Source organism: Elioraea tepidiphila DSM 17972 (assembly GCF_000378465.1).
Lineage (GTDB): Bacteria > Pseudomonadota > Alphaproteobacteria > Acetobacterales > Acetobacteraceae > Elioraea > Elioraea tepidiphila.
This window is the reverse complement of record NZ_KB899910.1, coordinates 258768-276783: the sequence shown is the minus strand read 5'-3', so window position 1 is coordinate 276783 and position 18016 is coordinate 258768. Positions and strand designations below refer to the sequence as shown.

Here is an 18016-nt window from a genome sequence, read left to right as displayed (position 1 = left end):
ACGGGTGGCGGGTGACCAGGGTCACGGGCCGCGCCGGCGCTTGCCGCCCCGGCGCTTGGCCGGGTCGTAGCCGCCGCCGCCCGGACCAAGCGGTTTCGGCTTCCAGTCGATCGCGCGCGAGGGCGCGATACCGGGCCGATCCAGCCCCAGCTCCTTCGCCTCCAGCCTCCGGATCTCGTCGCGCAGCCTGGCCGCGGTCTCGAACTCCAGATCGGCGGCCGCCTCGCGCATCCGCCGCTCCAGCTCGGCGATGGTGGCGCGCAGATCCTTGCCGACGAACTCGGCCGGGCCCGCCTCCTCGGCCACGGCCGCGACGGTGACGTAGTCCTGTTCGTAGACCGAGGCGACGATCTCGGCGACCTGCTTCTTCACGCTCTGGGGCGTGATGCCGTGGGCCTCGTTCCAGGCGAGCTGCTTGGAGCGCCGACGCTCGGTCTCGTCGAGCGCGCGCTTGAGGCTGTCGGTCATCGAGTCGGCGTAGAGGATCACGCGCCCATCGACGTTGCGCGCCGCGCGGCCGATGGTCTGGATCAGCGACGTGGTGGAGCGCAGGAAGCCCTCCTTGTCGGCATCGAGGATCGCCACCAGCGCGCACTCGGGGATATCCAGCCCCTCGCGCAGCAGGTTGATGCCCACCAGCACGTCGAACACGCCGAGGCGCAGGTCGCGGATGATCTCGATCCGCTCCAGCGTGTCGATGTCGGAATGCAGGTAGCGGACCTTGATCCCGGCATCGTTGAGGAATTCGGTCAGCGTCTCGGCCATCTTCTTGGTGAGCGTCGTCACCAGGACGCGCTGCCCGCGATCGGCGCAGGCGCGGCATTCGGCCAGCAGATCGTCCACCTGTTTCTCGACAGGGCGCACGATCGTGACGGGATCGACGAGGCCGGTCGGACGGATCACCTGCTCGACGAACACGCCGCCGGTGCGCTCCATCTCCCACGGCCCGGGCGTCGCCGAGACGAACACCGTGTCCGGGCGCATCGCGTCCCACTCCTCGAATTTCAGAGGCCGGTTGTCGACGCAGGAGGGGAGGCGGAAGCCGAACTCCGCGAGGATCGATTTCCGCGCGTAGTCGCCGCGATACATGCCGCCGAGTTGTGGCACGGTCACATGACATTCATCGACGATCAGCAGGGCGTTGTCCGGCAGGTACTCGAACAGCGTGGGCGGCGGCTCGCCGGGATTGCGGCCTGAAAGGTAGCGCGAGTAGTTCTCGATCCCCTTGCAGCTCCCGGTCGTCTCGAGCATTTCGAGGTCGTACATGGTGCGCTGCTCCAGCCGCTCGGCCTCCAGCAGCTTGCCTTGCGCGCGCAGCTCCGCGAGCCGCTCCTTCAGCTCGGCCTTGATGCCCTGGAGCGCCTGCGTGATGGTCGGGCGCGGCGTGACGTAGTGGCTGTTCGCATAGACGGTGATGCTGTCGAGAGCGGCGGTCTTCTCGCCGGTGAGCGGGTCGAACTCGTGGATCGACTCGATCTCGTCGCCGAACAGCGAGATGCGCCAGGCGCGGTCCTCGTAGTGGGCCGGGAAGATCTCCACGCCGTCGCCGCGCACGCGGAAGCTGCCGCGCGCGAAGGCGAGGTCGTTGCGCCGGTACTGCAGCTCGACCAGCGCCTTCAGCAGCCGGTCGCGATCGAGCATCTCGCCCCGCGTCACCTTCACCACCATCTGGCTGTAGGTCTCGACCGAGCCGATGCCGTAGATGCACGACACCGAGGCGACGATGATCACGTCCGGCCGTTCGAGCAGCGCGCGCGTCGCGGCGTGGCGCATCCGGTCGATCTGTTCGTTGATCTGCGCGTCCTTCTCGATATAGGTGTCGGTGCGCGGGACATAGGCTTCCGGCTGGTAGTAGTCGTAGTAGGAGACGAAATACTCGACGGCGTTCTCGGGGAAGAACGACTTCATCTCGCCGTAGAGCTGCGCAGCGAGCGTCTTGTTCGGCGCCAGGATCAGCGTCGGGCGGCCGACATTCGCGATCACATGCGCCATGGTGAAGGTCTTGCCCGAGCCGGTGACGCCGAGCAGCACCTGATCGTGCTCGCCGGCCTCCAGCCCGCGCGTGAGTTCGGCGATCGCCTGCGGCTGGTCGCCGTTCGGCGCGAAGTCCGCCTGGATGCGGAACGCGGCACGGTTCGGCCAGGCGCGGCGCTTCTCGGGCACGAAGACGGGAGGCGTGTCGGCGATGACGGCAGGGGCGGGCATGCTCTCTCCTCGGTCACGCGCTCAGATGGGGTCGGGCCGGCGCGGCACCATGGCGTGCGGCGCAGGGCAGGGGCAGCATAGCCCGAACCGTCGCGGAGGACGCCATGCGCCGCCTGATCCTGCTCATGCTGCTGCTCGCCGCGCCGGCGGCCGCGCGCGAGGCCGCGACCGCGACACGCCACATGGTCGCGGCCGCCCATCCGCTTGCCGCCGAGGCGGGACGGGAGGTGCTGCGCCTGGGCGGGTCGGCGATCGACGCCGCGGTCGCGGTGCAGGCGGTGCTGGGGCTGGTCGAGCCGCAGTCCTCCGGCATCGGCGGCGGCGCTCTTATTCTGCATTGGGACGCGACGGCGCGATCGCTGGTCACCTGGGACGGGCGCGAGACGGCGCCGGCCGCGGTGACGCCGGGTCTGTTCCTGCGGCCCGACGGCACGCCGATGGGGTTCCACGAGGCGGCTGTCGGCGGGCGCGCGGTCGGCGTGCCGGGCGCCGTCGCGGCGCTGGAGGCGGCCCACCGCGCGTATGGCCGGCTGCCCTGGGACACGCTGTTCGCGCCGGCGATCGCGCTCGCCGAGCAGGGCTTCACGGTGTCGCCTCGGCTCGCGGCCGCGATCGCCGCCGATCGCGAGCAGCTCGCGCGCGACCCGGCCGCGCGCGCCTATTTCCTGCCCGATGGCGCGCCGCCGCAAGCGGGCCACGTGCTGCGCAACCCGCTCTACGCCGAGACGCTGCGCGCGATCGCCGTCCGCGGCGCTGCGGCGCTGCGCGAGGGTCCGATCGCGGAGGCGATCGTCGCGGCCGTGCGGAGCGCGGACTGGAACCCAGGCACAATGACGGTGGCCGATCTTGCCGCGTATCGCCCGGTGCAGCGCGACCCCGTCTGCGTGCTCTACCGCGCCTGGCGGGTCTGCGGCATGGGTCCGCCCTCGTCAGGCGGGATCGCGGTCGGGCAGATCCTCGGCCTGGTCTCCCACACCGGCATGGTCTCGCTCGATCCGCGCGGCGCGGACGCGGCGCACTGGCTTGCCGAGGCCGGGCGTCTCGCCTTCGCCGACCGCAATCTCTATGTCGCCGATTCGGACAGGGTGCGCGTGCCGGTGCGCGGACTCCTCGATCCGGCCTATCTGACGTCGCGTGCCCAACTGATCGACCGAGACCGCGCGAATCCGTCGCCGAAGCCCGGCAACCCGCCGTGGCGCGATGCCGCGCTGGCCCCTGACGAGACCGTGCGCGAGCACGGCACGAGCCACGTCTCGATCCGCGACACCGCCGGCAACGCGGTGTCGATGACGACCACGATCGAGGACGCATTCGGCGCTCGCGTGATGGCGGCTGGGTTCCTGCTGAACAATCAGCTCACCGATTTCTCGTTCCGTCCGGAAATCGACGGGCGACCCGTGGCCAACCGCGTCGAGCCGGGCAAGCGACCGCGCAGCTCGATGGCGCCGACCATGGTGTTCGATCCGCAGGGCGAACTCCGCGTGATCCTCGGCTCGCCGGGCGGGGCGCGCATCATCGGCTATGTCGCACAGACGCTGATCGCGATCCTCGACTGGGCGATGGACCCGCAGGCGGCGATCGCGTTGCCGCGCGTGGTGACGGTGGGAACGGAGATCGAACTGGAAGCGGATACGGACGCGGCGGCGCTCAAGGAGGCGCTCGAGGCACGTGGGCATCGCGTCGCCGTACGGGCGCTGCCGTCGGGCCTGCACGCGATCGTCGTGACGGCGCGCGGAGTCATGGGGGGAGCGGATCCCCGTCGGGAGGGTGTGGCACTCGGCGACTGAGGCGGAGCGCGACCAGCATCGCCAGCACCAACGGGAACAGCCACATCAGGCGCGCCGCGTAGCGGTCATGCACGGCACCGCCCAGACCGACCACGAAGGCGTTGGCGACCACGGCGGCGGCGACGGCGAGCGCCAGCATCGCCACCGGCGAGCATCGTGACTCGCGGTCGAGCGCGAACCACAGCGCGACCGCGGGGACGGCAAGCAACGAGACTGGGCCGGCGACCCGTGCCGGCAGCACGCGCGCGATCTCCTCGTTGGTCTGGCGCGCGGCATCCAGCGCCTCGCCGGCCGCCGGTCCGAGCGCATCGGCGAAGCGCGGGATCACCACGCGCACGAGCAGTTGCTGATCCTCGTTGACACGCACCGAGAGGTCCGTGCCGACGCGCACGGTCACCAACTGGTCGAGCCCGCGTGCCAGGCCGTTGAGGATGAACTCGCGCAGATGCGCCGCGATCACGCGCGGATTGAGCGCGGCGAGCTCGCCCTCCAGCCGGAAGAAATTGCGGTCGCGCCAGACGACCGAGTCCGGGCTCCAGAGGAACGCGTCGGAGTCGCGCGGCAGCGCGGCGATGTCGGCGCAGAGGGTCCAGGCCGGATCAGGGCAGTGCGCCGAAAGATACGCCTGCATCAGCCCGTCGCCGACCAGGCGCGCGCCGAGGAACAGCGACGAACCGAAGGCGAGCGTCGGCGTGCCGGTGGACAGCCAGTTCGCAAGCAGATTGACCATCGGCGCCGCGATCACGGCCATGAGCGCCGCGACAAGGCCGCTCCAGGCTACCGGAATCTCGCGCCGGAACAGGCGGACGGCGGCCAGTACGGCGATGATCGCGGCGAGTGTGGGCAGATGCGTCACGTGCACCGCGGCCGTTGCGGTCAAGAGAAGCCATACGGCCACCGTCTCCACCCGGCCGAGTCGGCCGAGCAGCAGCGCAGCGGCCGCCAGCACCATGGGGGCGGACAGCGCGTCCGCCATCACCCAGGAGGCGAACCAGGGCGCGCCGGTCGCGACACACAACACCGCGGTGATGCCGACGAGCATCCATCCCGTCCCCAATGCGGCGCGCCGGAGCGCGAGCCAGATCAGCCATGCGGTCAGCAGAGCCTGTGCCGCGATCACAGGCCAGAGCGTGCGCCCGAGATGCAGCGGGCCGATGATCCAGCCATAGGCGGGGGGCCGGATCGAACGCAGCCCAGGCGTAGTCCAGATCCAGAGATAGTCGGCGGTGTCGCTGAACACGAGCGGCCAGCCGTTCCAGACGGCAGGCCACAGCAGCAGCAGCGCAGCGAGCGGGATCGCGAGCGGGACGGCCAGGGACATCGTCGTGCAGATAGGTCGGTGGTGTGGCCGTGTTGAGGCTATGCCCCGCACATTGCCGCTACTTTCGCGCCACCGCTCGGTGCTCCAGCCGTGACAGCAGCCGCACCACCGGCCAGAGCAGGATGAAGTAGATCGCGGCCGCGGCGACGATCGGCGAGGGGTTGTAGGTGACGCTCTGTGCCTGGCGGGCCTGGTAGAGCAGCTCGGGCAGTGCGACCACCGAGGCGATCGAGGTGAGCTTCACCACTTCCAGCGTGTTCGACACGAGATCCGGCAGCACATTGCGTGCCGCCTGGGGCAGGATCACCCAGAGCATCGCCTGTGCCTTGGACAGACCGGTGCTGCGCGCGGCCTCCATCTGGCCGCGCGGGATGCTCTCGATCCCGGCCCGGAAGATCTCGCCGTAGTAGGACGAGGTGTTGAGAAAGAAGCCGATCGCGACCGCGCCGAAAGCGGAGATCTCGATCCCGGCGAAGGGCAGGCCGGCATAGATGAACACCAGCAGCACCAGCGGCGGCAGGGCACGGAACAGATCGACCCAGAGGATCAGCGGCCAGCGCACCCAGCGTGACGGCACGGTCGAGAGCAGCGCGAGCAGCACTCCGCCAAACAGCCCGAGCGGCACAGCGACGGCGATGAGCTGCAGCGTGATCAGCAGCCCCTGCAGCAGGATCGGGCTTGCGGCCCGCATCACCTCGAGATTCAGGAAGGTGGCGACGAACAGCTCCACCGCTCAGCGCCTCCAGGCGAAGCGCGTCTCGACCCAGCGGCCGAACGCGACCACGGGGACGAACAGGACCAGATAGGCGATCGCGCCGAGCGTCAGCGGCGAAGGGTTCGAGGAAAACGACACCCCAGCAGAGGCCTGGCTCAGGATCTCGGCGACCGCGACGACGGAGCCGAGGGCCGTGCCCTTCGTGATGGCGATGGTCCGGTTGGTGAGCGGCGGGATCGTCAGCCGCACCGCCTGCGGCAGTACCACCCAGAGCAGCGTGCGCGCGAAACTCATCCCCGTGCTGCGCGCGGCCTCCCACTGTCCCTTCGGCACCGCGAGGATGCCGGCCCAGAAGATCTCCTCGGCGAAGGCAGCGAGCACGAAGGTGAGCGCGAGCCAGGTCGAGACGAAGCCCGAGGGCGCAAGGCCGATCGGTGGCAGGCCGAAATAGATCAGCACGATGATCACCAGCGGCGGCAGCGCGCGGAACAGGTCGACCAGGAACACGATCAGCCAGTTCAGGGGTCGGACGCGGAAGCTGCGGATCACCGCGAGCCCGAGTCCGAGCGCAAGTCCGCTCGCGACGATCAGTGCGGCGAGCCCGACCGTGAGGAAGAACCCGTCGATGATGCGCGGCAGATACTCCGCCATCACCCGCGCATTGAAGAACGTGAAGACGAAGTTGTCCCAGTTCGTCATCGGAGCCGGCTCAATGCCGGTCGAGCTCGCGCAGGAAGCCGCGCAGGCGTTCGGCCCTGGGCTCGCCGAAGATCTGCGCGGGCGGCCCCTCCTCGACCACCAGCCCGTGGTCCATGAAGAGCACGCGGTCGGCGGCCGCCCGCGCGAAGCCCATCTCGTGGCTCACCACCACCATCGTCATGCCGCTCTCGCGCAGCTCGCGCATCACCTTCAGCACGCCGCCGACGAGTTCCGGATCGAGCGCGCTGGTGGGCTCGTCGAAGAGCATCACCCGCGGCTCGAGCGCGATCGCGCGCGCGATCGCCACGCGCTGCTGCTGACCGCCCGAGAGCTCAAGCGGATAGGCGTTCGCCTTCTCGTCGAGTCCGACCCGCTTCAGCGCGGCATGCGCGATCGCCTCGGCCTCCTCGCGCCCACGCCCGAGCACCCGACGCAGCGCAAGCGTGACGTTCCCGAGCGCCGTCATGTGCGGATAGAGATTGAAGGACTGGAACACCATGCCGATGCGTCGCCGTGCGGCGTTGATGTCCGTGCGCCGGTCGAGCAGGTCGATCCCGTCCACCACCACACTGCCGGAGGACGGCTCCTCGAGCCGGTTGCAGCAGCGCAGCAGCGTCGACTTGCCGCTCCCCGACGGGCCGATGATGAACACCAGCTCGCGCGGGGCAACCACCAGGTCGACGCCCTTCAGCACATGAAGGGTGCCGAAATGCTTGTGGATGCCCCGCGCCTCGAGGATCGGTGCGCCGTTCAGCATCCCCGCGCGTGCGGCGTGGGGTCGTAGCCCGGCAGGCCGGGCACGCCACGGCCGGGGAACGGCGTGTTCTCGGCGTCATCGGCGCCTGGTTTCGCGCCGAACCACTTCTCGGAAAGCTGAGCAATCGTGCCGTCCTTCTTCAGGCATTCGATCGCCCAGTCGAGCTGGTCGCGCAGTTCCGTGCTGTCGCGGCGGAGCGGCGCGGCCCAGTGCGCGCGCGTCTCCTTCATCACGAAATCGGGCACGAATTGGGGGTTGCGGGCGGCGGCGAACTTCACCACCGTGTTGCCGGCGAGATTGGCGTAGGCACGGCCTGCGATCACCGCCTGCACGGCGTCGGTGTTGGTGTCGTAGGCCTGCACGGTGAAGCCGTAGCGCGCGGCATTGGCCTGAGCCCAGGAATCATACGCGCTGCCCTTGTTCACCGAGATCGTCTTGCCGCGCAGATCCTCGAGCGAGGCGATCGGCGCCGAGCCGCGGCGGATGCCGAACTGGTACTCGGTGAAGATGTAGCCCTCGGTGAACAGCAGGTTCTCGGCGCGCTCGCGCGTCACGGTTGTGGGCGCGCAGAGGAAATCGTACCGGCCGGCGTTCATCGCCGCGATCAGGCCGGAGAAGGATGCGCTGTCGATCGTCAGTTCGCGCCCGAGCTTGCGGGCGATGGCCTGGAAGAGATCGACGTTGAAGCCCTCGACCCCGCCGCCGAGCCGAGGCATCGCGTGGGGGGCGAAGGTGCCATCGACCGCGCAGCGGAGTGGCGGTTGGCCTTGGCCCAGCGCCGGCGCGGTGGCGAGCATGAGAAGCCCGGCGAAGGCGAACGCGGTTCTCTTCATCACGAGGCACTCCCGTTGTTCTGCTGCGTTGCGTCAACCATCGCGCAACACGATCCATGAGGCAACGGGGCGGCGCCCGGTTGATCCGGCCTCATCCGACCGGTAGCGTGGCCGACACTTGGAACCTACGGACTGGGAGGGACTCTATAATGCCCGCGCTTCGTCGAACCTTGCTTGCCGCCGCGGCCACGGCGGGGCTCGTGATGGCCTCGGCCGCATCGGCCCAGGCGCCGCAGTTCTTCCGCATCGGCACCGGCAGCGCCGGCGGCACCTATTATCCCATTGGCGGCATCATTGCGAACGCGATCTCCTGCCCGCCGGGTGCGCGCTGCAACGAGGCCGGCGCGACCGACGGCGTGCCGGGCCTGGTCGCGGTCGCGCAGGCGACCCAGGGCAGCGTGCAGAACGTCAACCTGATCCAGGCCGGCAACGCCGAGAGCGGCTTCGTGCAGTCCGACGTGACGCACTGGTCCTACACCGGCACAGGTCTGTTCGAGGGGCGGCCGAAGCTCGACCGGCTGCGCTTCATTGCGCATCTGTTCCCCGAGCACATCCACGCCGTTGTGCGCAAGGACAGCCCCATCCAGCGCTTCGAGGATCTGCGCGGCAAGCGGATCGCGATCGGTCTTCAGGCCTCCGGTGCGCGCATCGGCAGCGAGCTGATCCTTGCTGCCTATGGGCTGCAGGCGAACCGCGATTTCACGCCCGAGTATCTGAACCAGGCCCAGGGCACCGAGCGCATGCAGGACCGCGGGCTCGACGCGACGATGACGGTGGTGGGCTATCCGGCCGCGGCGTTCTCGGAGTTCTGTGCGCGTACCGGTTGCCGCATCCTGCCGGTGCTGCCGGAGGCCGCGCAGCGCGTGATCGAGCGGGCGCCGTTCTACGCCCAGGGGGTGATCCCGCGGACCGCCTATGAGGGGCTGGAGGCGGACACGCCGACGCTGACGGTCGGCGCGCTCTGGCTGGTGCGCGACAGCGTCTCCGACGATCTGGTGTATGGCATCACCCGCGCACTGTGGTCCGAGGTCACGCGCGGCCTGCTGGATCGCGGCCATGCCAAGGGCCGCGAGATCGTGCGCGAGCGCGCGCTGCTCGGCCGCGGCGTGGTGCCGTTCCACCCCGGCGCGGAGAAGTTCTATCGCGAGGCGGGCCTGCTGAACTGATCGCGGCGCGATGACCGAGGTCGAAAGGGGCGGCGCGCAGGCAGCGCGCCGCCTCGATCACGAGAAGGCGGCGGAGCTCGAACGCGTCTACGACAGCGAGCTCAACTTCCGCACGGTCACCGGACCGGCGAAGTGGCTGGTCTCGATCGGTCTCGTTGCGCTCTCGATCTTCCACTACTACACCGCTGGCTTCGGCATCGTCACCGAGCACTGGCACAAGGCGATCCATCTCGCCGCGGTGCTGAGCCTGATCTATCTGATCTTCCCCGGGCCTTCGCGTCTCCTCGGTCCGAGCATCTACGGCGTGCCGCTGCTCGACTGGCTGCTCGCGCCGACCATCATCGCCGCCTCGATCTACCTGCCGGTGGTGTTCGACGAGCTCACCTTCCGCATCGGCATGCCGAACACCATGGACGTGACCATGGGCACGATCATGGTGGTGCTGACGCTTGAGGCGGCGCGCCGGGCGATGGGGCCGGTGCTGCCCGGCATCGTGATCGTGTTCATCCTCTACGCCCTGTTCGGCAATCGGATCGACGGCGTGCTCAGCCATCCGGGTGCCGATTGGAACGGCCTGATCAACCACGTCTACCTCACCCAGGAAGGCATCTTCGGCATCCCGGCCAAGGTCGTCTCGACCTTCGTGTTCCACTTCGTCCTGTTCGGCGTGATCGCGACGCGCATGGGGCTCGGCCAGTTCTTCATCGATCTCGCCTCGGTGGTCGCGGGCCGCTATCCGGGCGGGCCGGCCAAGGTAGCGGTCGTCTCCTCCGCGATGTTCGGCTCGATCTCGGGCTCCTCGATCGCCAATACGGTCACGACGGGTTCGCTCACCATCCCGGCGATGAAGAAGATCGGCTATCGCGCGCATTTCGCCGGCGGTGTCGAGGCGGCGGCGAGCGCGGGCGGGCAGATCACGCCACCGATCATGGGCGCGGCCGCTTTCGTGATGATCGAGTTCCTCGAGATTCCGTTGACCACGCTGCTGGTCGCCGCGGCCGTGCCTGCCTTCATGCACTTCTTGGGCGTGTTCGTGCAGGTGCATTTCGAGGCGAAGCGCCTTGGCCTGCGCGGCATGGAGCCGGACGAACTGCCCCGCCTCGGCCCGACGCTCGCGCATGGCTGGCCGACGGTGATTCCGCTGGTGATCCTCGTCTGGGTGATCGTCGCCGGCTACACGCCGTATCTGGCAGCGTTCTATGGCATCACGGCGTGCATCGTGATCGGGTTCCTCAACCCGAGGAATCGGCTGACGCTCACCGATCTCTGGTTCGGGTTCGAGACAGGCGCGCGCTATGCGCTCGCGGTGGGCGCCGCCGCCGCTGCGGTCGGCATCGTGGTCGGCGTGATCACGCTGACGGGCGCGGGGTTCCGCGTCGGCTTCATCGTCACCCAGGCCGCCGCGCGCACAGCCGAGAGCTTCGCACCGCTGATCGCGCTGCTGCCCGAAGGCACGTTGACCATGCAGGGCGTGACGCTGTTCCTCACGCTGGTGTTCGTCGCGCTGGTCTGCGTGGCGATGGGGGCGGGCATCCCGACGACCGCGCTCTACATCGTGCTGGCGGCGATCGCCGCGCCAGCCGTGACGCAGCTCGGTGTGCCGCCGCTCGCCGCGCATCTCTTCATTCTCTACTACGGCATCCTGGCTGACCTCACGCCGCCGGTCTGCGTCTCGGCCTATGCGGCGGCAGGGATCGCGGGCGCCAATCCCTTCCGCACCGGGCTGACGGCGTTCCGTCTCGGCCTCGGCAAGGCGATCGTGCCGTTCGTGTTCGCCTATGCCCCGGTGATGCTGATCGTGCTGCCGGGGTTCGACTTCGGCGAGTTCGTCATGGTCGTGCTGAGCTGTGCGGCCGGGGTCTCAGCGCTCGGAATCGCGATGACGGGCTACCTCTTTGCCCCGCTCTCGCCGTTCGGCCGACTGCCATTGATCGCGGCCAGCCTGCTGACGATTTCGCCGTCGCTGAACGCGACGCTGATCGGGCTCGCCCTTATCGCGCCGGTCGTGCTGGCGAACTGGCTTGCGGCACGACGGCGGCCGGCTCAGGCCCTCTCCGGGTAAAGGCTGAGGAGTCCCGCTTCGCTCGCTCGGCACCGGCCGCGCTCAGTGATCAGCCCGGTCACCAGCCGGGCCGGCGTGACGTCGAAGGCAGGGTTGCTCGCTGCGCTCCCCGGGTTGGCGACGCGTACGCGGGTCACTGCACCCTCGGCCGTCAGTCCTGCGATCTCCGTGACCTCGTCCGCGCCGCGCTCCTCGATGGGGATGTCGGCGAGGCCGTCGCGCACCGACCAGTCGATCGTCGAGTGCGGCAGCGCGACCCAGAACGGCACGCCCGTGTCGCGCGCCGCAAGCGCCTTCAGGTAGGTGCCGATCTTGTTGGCGACGTCGCCGGTGCGCGTCACACGATCCGTGCCGACAATGACAATGTCGACCTCGCCGCGCTGCATCAGATGCCCGCCGGCATTGTCGGCGATCACGGTGTGCGCGACGCCGTGATTGCCGAGCTCGAAGGCGGTGAGCGCCGCGCCCTGGTTGCGCGGCCGCGTCTCATCCACCCACACATGCACGGCGATCCCCGCGTCATGCGCCATATAGATCGGCGCCGTCGCGGTGCCCCAGTCCACGGTCGCGAGCCAGCCGGCGTTGCAATGGGTCAGGACGTTGACGCGCTCGCCCGGCCCCTTGCGTGCGGCGATCTCCTCCAGCAGCGGCAGACCGTGGCGGCCGATCGCCTCGCAGGTGGCGACATCGTCGTCGCAGATGGCACCCGCGACCTCCCAAGCGATCCCGGCACGCGCTGCATGCGGCTGGTTGCGCACGGCATCGCGCACCCGGTCGAGCGCCCAGCGCAGGTTGATCGCCGTCGGCCGCGTCGCGGCGAGCGCGGCATGCGCCGACTCGAGCGCGGTATCGGAGGGATCGTCGCGCAGCGCGAGCGCCAGGCCATAGGCGCCGACCGCGCCGATCAGCGGTGCGCCGCGCACCTGCATCGTTCGGATCGCGTGGGCGGCAGCCTCTTCGGTGTCGATCGTCAGCCACACGACGCGCCAGGGCAGCAGCGTCTGGTCAAGGATCGTGAACGAGCGTCCGTCCGCGGCCGCGCGCAGGCTGCGCGTCGTTTGAGCGCCGAGCCGCATCAGTGCGTCAACCTCTGGTGCAGCACGCAGATCAGCGTGAACAGCCGGCGTGCGGTGTCGAAATCCACGTCGATCTTGCCGTCGAGCCGCTTCGCCAGCAGTTCGGCTCCCTCGTTGTGCAGTCCGCGCCGACCCATGTCGATCGCCTGGATGCGCGCCTGCTGCCCGTCCGCCACCGCGGCGTGATGCGCGCCCACCAGCATCAGATAGTCCTTGATCAGTCCGCGGAACGGACCGAGGGCGAGAATGACGGCGGTCAGCGGCGCACCGTCGGTGCGGCGGATGTCGAACACCAGCCGTCCCTCGTTCAGCCCGAGATGCAGCGTGTAGGGGCCGTCCGGCGCGCCCTTCGGGATGAAGCGGTTCTCATGCAGCAGATCGGCGATCGCACTGTTCCGGTCCGCTTCCAGTTCGGCCGAGGGCCGCGTCAGCGCCTCGGCCTCGAGCACGATCTCGTCGATCCGCGTCCGGTGCGGCACGCGCTCACCCGTCGCCGCGCGGGTCATGCTCGCGCCCGGTGATGCCGTATCGCATCATCAGTCCGACGGTCGCGCCCTTTACCGGGCGCAGCAGCGCAAGCGAGAGCAACAGCGTCAGGGGCAGGAACACTGCCGCCATCGTCCAGAGCGAGGGCGCATAGCCCCGCTCGGCCAGCAGCATCAGCGGGATGATGATGTGGCCGACGATGAAGATCGTGAAGTAGGGCGGCGCATCGTCGGCGCGGATCCGGCCCACAGGCGCGCCGCAGGCCCCGCAGCGCTCCGCCACCCGCAGATAGCCGCGGAACAGCGTGCCCTGGCCGCAGCTGGGGCAGCGATTCGCGGCTCCGCGCGACAGCGCGGCCCACATCGATGGAATGGCCCAGGCTGGTGCGCTGGGGCCCGGGGGCGGGAAGGGCGGTGACATGCACTACAGTATATAGAGTGTGCGGCGTTCGTGTTGCGGTGCACCAAATTGCGACCGGGCACCGGGCGGATCAAGGGAAAACCGCGTGGGCTTGGCCGGCCGGCCGCGCACCCGCAGGATGGCCGCCATGACCGGACGCATCCTGTTCATCAACCCCAACAGCAACGCGCGCTGCGGCGCCGGCATCGCCGCTGCCCTCGGCCCCTTCCGCGCCGAGGGCTTCCCCATGCTCGACGTCGTCACTTTGCCGGACGGGCCGCCCGCGATCGTCGCCTGGTCGGACTGGTACGCGGCCGCGGGGCCGATCCTGACCGCGATCCGCCGCGAGGACCACCGCACCGACCTGTTCGCGATCGCCTGCGCCTCCGATCCCGCCTTGCCGGCCGCGCGCGAGGCGACGCGCAAGCCGGTGATCGGCATCTTTGCCGCCGCGGTGGCACAGGCGCTGACACGCGCCGAGCGGTTCGGGGTGATCGCGCTTGCCTCCGCGAGCATCGAGCGGCACGCGCTCGCATTGCGGCAGATGGGCACAGAGGCCCGGCTCGCCGCCGAGATCGCCATGAACGTGGACATGGACACGCTGCTCGATCCCCGCGCGACGCGCGCGGGGATGCAGCGCACGGCGCGGGAGTTGGTCGAGCGGGGCGCGCAGACGGTGATCCTCGGCTGCGCCGGGATGGCGCATCACCGCGGGGCCGTCGAGGACGCGGCCGGCGTGCCGGTGATCGAGCCGTGTCAGGCCGCGGCGGGGGTGGCGCTGTCCGTCCTGCTCGCGGGGGCGCCGCCCCCGCACTCCCGCCAGGGGCCGTAAGGCCCCTGGAACCCCATCACACCACCGGCGGTTCGACCGCGCCGACCTGCGAGGTGATGCGGGTGTAGTGCTCGGGGCGGCGATGGGCGGCGAAGTTGAAGATCGATGTCCGCCCGAGCGTGCACATGTCCAGATCGCAGTCGTGCGTGACGAGCTGGTCTTCCCATGTATCCGCCATCGCAACGATCTCGCCCTGCGGGTTGACGATGATCGAGTGGCCGAACAGCTCCGCACCGTCCTCGATCCCGGCCTTGGCCACGCCGACACCCCAGCACGCGTTCTGATAGCACCCCGCCTGGATCGACAGATGGCTGTGGAACACGCGCAGATGGTGCGCCTCCCAGCCCTTGGCCTCCTGGTTGATGGAGGGCGTGTTGTAGCCGAGCATCACCAGCTCGACCGACTGCAGGCCCATCACCCGCCACGCCTCGGGCCAGCGGCGGTCGTTGCAGATCATCATCCCCATGTTGATCCCCTCGTCGCGCCGCCCCATCGGGCTGCGCACGACCGGGAAGCCGAGATTGCCCACCTCGAAGAAGCGCTTCTCCAGGTGCTGCACCTTGCGCGCGGGGTCGAACTCGGCGTGGCCGGGCAGATGCACCTTGCGATACTTCAGCACGATCTTCCCGTCCGGGTTGACGAGGATCGCCGTGTTGAAGCGCCGCTTGCGCACGACACCGGTCTCGTCCGGCTCATGAGCGAGCTCCGCATAGCCGAGATGGAACCCCATCCGGTACTTCCGCGCCGCCTCGAACAAAGGCGCCGTCTCGTTCGACGGCATGGCCGCCTCGTACCAGTGATCCGCCTCGTCCAGGTTCTCGACGTAGTGGCGCGGGAAGAAGGTCGTCAGTGCGAGTTCGGGGAACACGATCAGTTCGACGCCGCGCCGCTGCCCCTCCGCCATCAGCGCCAGCATCCGATCGACCGCCACCTTGCGGCTGTCCGCCTTCTGGATGGCGCCGAGCTGCGCCGCGCCCACCGTGATCCGTCGTGCCATGCTTCTCCCCTCCCGCCTCGAACCGTGAGGCCAAGTCCAGCACGGACGGAGCGCGACGAAAAGATCGGCACCGATGTCGAAATCTTACCGCCTTGCGCGTCATCATGCCGGAAGCGCTTCTGCTTCCGACCAACCGAGGACCAAACCGATGCAGATGATGATGGCGTTCTTCGAGACCGAGGCTGAGTTCTCGGCCCGGACCGACCCCGAGCGGTCACCCGCCTACTGGGGAGCCTGGATGGCGTACATGGATGCCTTGCGTGCGGCCGGCGTCATCCTTGGCGGCAATCCCCTGCATCCACCGGCCACTGCCAGCACGCTGCGCCGGCGCGGCGGCACCCGCCACGTGCAGGACGGTCCCTTCGCAGACAGCAAGGAGCAACTCGCCGGTTACGTCATACTGGAGGTGCCCGACCTCGACGTTGCCCTCGCCTGGGCCGAGCGTGCGCCCTGCGCCGTGACCGGAGCGGTTGAACTGCGGCCGGTTCTGACCTGCCCCGGGTCATGAACCGATGACGAACGGCGCTCGGGCCGCCGTCGAGCAGGTGGCGCGTACGAGCTACGGCCGCCTCGTCGCCTGGCTCGCCGCCGCGACGCGTGACGTCGCCGCGGCGGAGGGTGCGCTTGCCGAGGCGCTGGCCGCCGCGCTCGCGGCGTGGACGCAGGGCGGCGTGCCCGACCGGCCGGAAGCGTGGCTGCTGACGGCCGCGCGCCGGCGCCTTGCCGATGCCGCCCGGCGCAAGCGCGTGCGGCTCGCCGCCCGGCCGACGCTGGAGGCCCTCGCGGGCGACGGGCTCGCGGCCGATGACGCGGCAATCCCCGACCGGCGGCTGGAGCTGATGATCGCCTGCACGCATCCTGCGATCGCCGAAGCCATCCGTGCGCCGCTGATGCTCCAGGTGGTGCTCGGGATCGATGCCGCGCGGATCGCGAGCGCGTTCTGCGTCACGCCCGCGGCCATGGGCCAGGCGCTGTCGCGCGCGAAGACCCGGCTGCGCGATGCTGGGGTGCCGTTTGGCGTGCCCGATCGCGCCGAGTGGCCCGCCCGTCTTGGCGCGGTGCTCGATGCCGTCTATGCCTGCTATGGCCTCGCCTGGGACGACCTGCCGCACGGCGGCGGTCCGGGCGATCTCGCGCGCGAGGGTGTCTGGCTGGCGCGTGTCATAGCAGCACTCCTTCCCGACGAGCCCGAGGCGCTGGGCCTGCTCGCGCTCGTGCTGTTCTGCGAGGCGCGCCGTGACGCGCGCCGCGGCGCCGACGGGCGCTATGTGCCGCTCGATGCGCAGGACACGGGGCGCTGGGTCCGCAACCTGCTTGGCGAAGCCGAAACGGTGCTTGCGCGCGCGGCGCGGGCCGGCAGGCCGGGGCGGTACCAGCTCGAGGCGGCGATCCAGTCCGCGCATGTCGCGCGCCGGTTCGGGGCCGCGGACTGGACCGCGATCGCGCGTCTCTACGATGGGCTGGTGGCGCTTGCGCCGAGCCTCGGCGCGCTGGTGGGGCGAGCGGCCGCGCTTGCCGAGGCCGACGGCCCGGAGGCCGGGCTCGCGGCGCTCGATGCGATCCCGCGCGACGTGGCGGAACCGTACCAACCGTGGTGGGCGCTGCGCGCCGATCTGCTGATGCGGCTCCGTCGCTGTGCGAAGGCGGCCCCATGCTTCGGACGGGCGATCGCCCTTGCCACGGATCCCGCTGTGCGCGCCTTCCTCGCCGAGCGGGCGCGGGCTATGAGGGCGGCACGGCGCCGACCTGCTCGACGATCCGCCGGTAGTGCTGTGGCCGCCGGTGGGCGGCGAAGTTGAACATCTTGGTCTTGCCCTGGAGGCAGGCATCGAGGTCGCAGTCGGCGACCAGCACCTCGTCCCCCAGCGTCTTCGCCTGCGCGACGATCAGCCCGTTCGGATCGACGATGCAGGACCCGCCGATCAGCCCGGCGCCGTCCTCCACGCCGGCCTTCGCCACCGCCACCGCCCAGCACGCGTTCATGTAGGCGTTGGCCTGTGCCGCCAGGGTGGAGTGGAAGGTGCGGAGTTCCGCGCTCTCGCCCTCGCCGCCATTCGGGTCGTAGGCGGCCGAGTTGTAGCCGACGAGCACCATCTCGGCGCCTTGCAGCGCGAGGCAGCGCCAGGCTTCGGGCCACCGGCGGTCGTTGCAGATCAGCATGCCGATGATGCCGCCGAAGGCGCGGAAGGCCGGAAAGCCGAGATCGCCATAGGCGAAGTAGCGCTTTTCGAGCTGCTGATACTTCTGGCCCGGCTTCACCTGCTCCGAGCCGGGCAGGTGCACCTTGCGGTACTTGCCGAGGATCGTGCCGTCCGGGCCGACCAGGATCGCGGTGTTGTAGCCGCGCCGGCGCACCGCACCGTCCTCGAACGCCGCGCGATCGAGTTCGGCGTAGCCGACGTGGAAGCCGATCCCGAGTTCGCGCGCGCGGTCGAACAGGGGCTGCACGTTCGGGTTCGGCATCACCGGCTCGAAGTAGGAGAGCAGCTCCGCCTCGTCCTCCAGCGGCCAGCGCGGGAAGAAGGTGGTGAAGGGGAGTTCGGGGAACACCGCGAGTTCCGCTCCGTCCTTCGCCGCCTGCTCGAGCAGGGCGATCATCCGCCCGAGCGTGTGCGCGCGGCCGTCGGCGCGCTGGGTCGGCCCCATCTGGCAGGCGGCGACGCGCAGGATCCGTGGCATCG

General features: G+C 69.8%; 17 protein-coding genes. 6 read left to right on the top strand and 11 right to left on the bottom strand.

The features are described from left to right. Positions 1 to 21: 21 nt before the first annotated feature. Positions 22 to 2205, bottom strand: coding sequence for an excinuclease ABC subunit UvrB (gene uvrB / locus F563_RS0101245; RefSeq protein ID WP_019012819.1), 2184 nt, complete (start codon positions 2203 to 2205; stop codon positions 22 to 24). Between the two features lie 104 nt (positions 2206 to 2309). Here uvrB and ggt point away from each other — a divergent pair, with 104 nt between their 5' ends. After that, positions 2310 to 3992 (top strand): gamma-glutamyltransferase, encoded by a 1683-nt coding sequence (gene ggt, locus F563_RS0101240; RefSeq protein WP_019012818.1) that lies wholly within the window; start codon positions 2310 to 2312, stop codon positions 3990 to 3992. Here the strand turns inward: ggt and F563_RS0101235 are convergent. Genes F563_RS0101235 through F563_RS0101215 form a run of 5 tightly spaced genes read right to left on the bottom strand, consistent with a single transcriptional unit; the run spans position 3943 to position 8317 of the window. Continuing rightward, positions 3943 to 5313, bottom strand: a complete 1371-nt coding sequence (locus tag F563_RS0101235; protein ID WP_019012817.1) for a hypothetical protein — start codon at positions 5311 to 5313, stop codon at positions 3943 to 3945. The two genes, ggt and F563_RS0101235, sit on opposite strands and share 50 nt — an antisense overlap. Before the next feature lie 58 nt (positions 5314 to 5371). After that, positions 5372 to 6043 (bottom strand): amino acid ABC transporter permease, encoded by a 672-nt coding sequence (locus F563_RS0101230; protein ID WP_019012816.1) that lies wholly within the window; start codon positions 6041 to 6043, stop codon positions 5372 to 5374. A gap of 3 nt (positions 6044 to 6046) precedes the next feature. Continuing rightward, on the bottom strand, positions 6047 to 6727 hold the full coding sequence (locus F563_RS0101225; RefSeq protein ID WP_019012815.1) for an amino acid ABC transporter permease: 681 nt from the start codon (positions 6725 to 6727) through the stop codon (positions 6047 to 6049). Between the two features lie 10 nt (positions 6728 to 6737). After that, positions 6738 to 7484 (bottom strand): amino acid ABC transporter ATP-binding protein, encoded by a 747-nt coding sequence (locus F563_RS0101220; protein ID WP_019012814.1) that lies wholly within the window; start codon positions 7482 to 7484, stop codon positions 6738 to 6740. Continuing rightward, a complete protein-coding gene (locus F563_RS0101215; protein WP_019012813.1) occupies positions 7478 to 8317 on the bottom strand; it encodes a transporter substrate-binding domain-containing protein in 840 nt (279 codons plus the stop codon). The genes F563_RS0101220 and F563_RS0101215 overlap by 7 nt, the downstream gene beginning before the upstream one ends. 149 nt (positions 8318 to 8466) lie before the next feature. Here F563_RS0101215 and F563_RS0101210 point away from each other — a divergent pair, with 149 nt between their 5' ends. Together F563_RS0101210 and F563_RS0101205 are read left to right on the top strand one after the other, a co-directional pair. Further along, positions 8467 to 9483 (top strand): TAXI family TRAP transporter solute-binding subunit, encoded by a 1017-nt coding sequence (locus F563_RS0101210; RefSeq protein WP_019012812.1) that lies wholly within the window; start codon positions 8467 to 8469, stop codon positions 9481 to 9483. A 10-nt stretch (positions 9484 to 9493) separates the two neighbouring features. Then, the gene (locus tag F563_RS0101205) at positions 9494 to 11545 is read left to right on the top strand and encodes a TRAP transporter permease (protein WP_019012811.1); all 2052 of its coding nucleotides are present in this window, start codon (positions 9494 to 9496) and stop codon (positions 11543 to 11545) included. Here the strand turns inward: F563_RS0101205 and mtnA are convergent. Genes mtnA through F563_RS21130 form a run of 3 tightly spaced genes read right to left on the bottom strand, consistent with a single transcriptional unit; the run spans position 11527 to position 13470 of the window. Then, positions 11527 to 12621, bottom strand: a complete 1095-nt coding sequence (gene mtnA, locus F563_RS0101200; protein ID WP_019012810.1) for an S-methyl-5-thioribose-1-phosphate isomerase — start codon at positions 12619 to 12621, stop codon at positions 11527 to 11529. The genes F563_RS0101205 and mtnA overlap by 19 nt on opposite strands. Continuing rightward, positions 12621 to 13127 carry a UPF0262 family protein gene (locus F563_RS0101195; protein WP_019012809.1) on the bottom strand — a complete coding sequence of 169 codons (507 nt, stop codon included), beginning with the start codon at positions 13125 to 13127 and terminating at the stop codon, positions 12621 to 12623. The genes mtnA and F563_RS0101195 overlap by 1 nt, the downstream gene beginning before the upstream one ends. Next, positions 13105 to 13470, bottom strand: a complete 366-nt coding sequence (locus tag F563_RS21130) for a DUF983 domain-containing protein (RefSeq protein ID WP_019012808.1) — start codon at positions 13468 to 13470, stop codon at positions 13105 to 13107. Before F563_RS21130 ends, F563_RS0101195 begins: the two co-directional genes overlap by 23 nt. A gap of 184 nt (positions 13471 to 13654) precedes the next feature. Between F563_RS21130 and F563_RS0101185 the strand changes: the two genes are divergently transcribed. Then, positions 13655 to 14338 carry an aspartate/glutamate racemase family protein gene (locus F563_RS0101185; RefSeq protein WP_019012807.1) on the top strand — a complete coding sequence of 228 codons (684 nt, stop codon included), beginning with the start codon at positions 13655 to 13657 and terminating at the stop codon, positions 14336 to 14338. Positions 14339 to 14354: 16 nt separating this feature from the next. On the opposite strand, the gene F563_RS0101180 is transcribed toward F563_RS0101185, so the two are convergent. Further along, positions 14355 to 15335 carry an N-carbamoyl-D-amino-acid hydrolase gene (locus F563_RS0101180; protein WP_019012806.1) on the bottom strand — a complete coding sequence of 327 codons (981 nt, stop codon included), beginning with the start codon at positions 15333 to 15335 and terminating at the stop codon, positions 14355 to 14357. Positions 15336 to 15483: 148 nt separating this feature from the next. Between F563_RS0101180 and F563_RS0101175 the strand changes: the two genes are divergently transcribed. Both F563_RS0101175 and F563_RS0101170 read left to right on the top strand, forming a co-directional pair. Continuing rightward, the gene (locus F563_RS0101175) at positions 15484 to 15843 is read left to right on the top strand and encodes a YciI family protein (RefSeq protein WP_019012805.1); all 360 of its coding nucleotides are present in this window, start codon (positions 15484 to 15486) and stop codon (positions 15841 to 15843) included. Positions 15844 to 15847: 4 nt separating this feature from the next. Next, positions 15848 to 17134 (top strand): RNA polymerase sigma factor, encoded by a 1287-nt coding sequence (locus tag F563_RS0101170; protein ID WP_019012804.1) that lies wholly within the window; start codon positions 15848 to 15850, stop codon positions 17132 to 17134. Here F563_RS0101170 and F563_RS0101165 read toward each other — a convergent pair. Continuing rightward, positions 17058 to 18014: an N-carbamoyl-D-amino-acid hydrolase gene (locus tag F563_RS0101165; RefSeq protein WP_019012803.1), complete on the bottom strand. Its 957-nt coding sequence runs from the start codon at positions 18012 to 18014 to the stop codon at positions 17058 to 17060. The two genes, F563_RS0101170 and F563_RS0101165, sit on opposite strands and share 77 nt — an antisense overlap. Positions 18015 to 18016 lie beyond the last annotated feature (2 nt).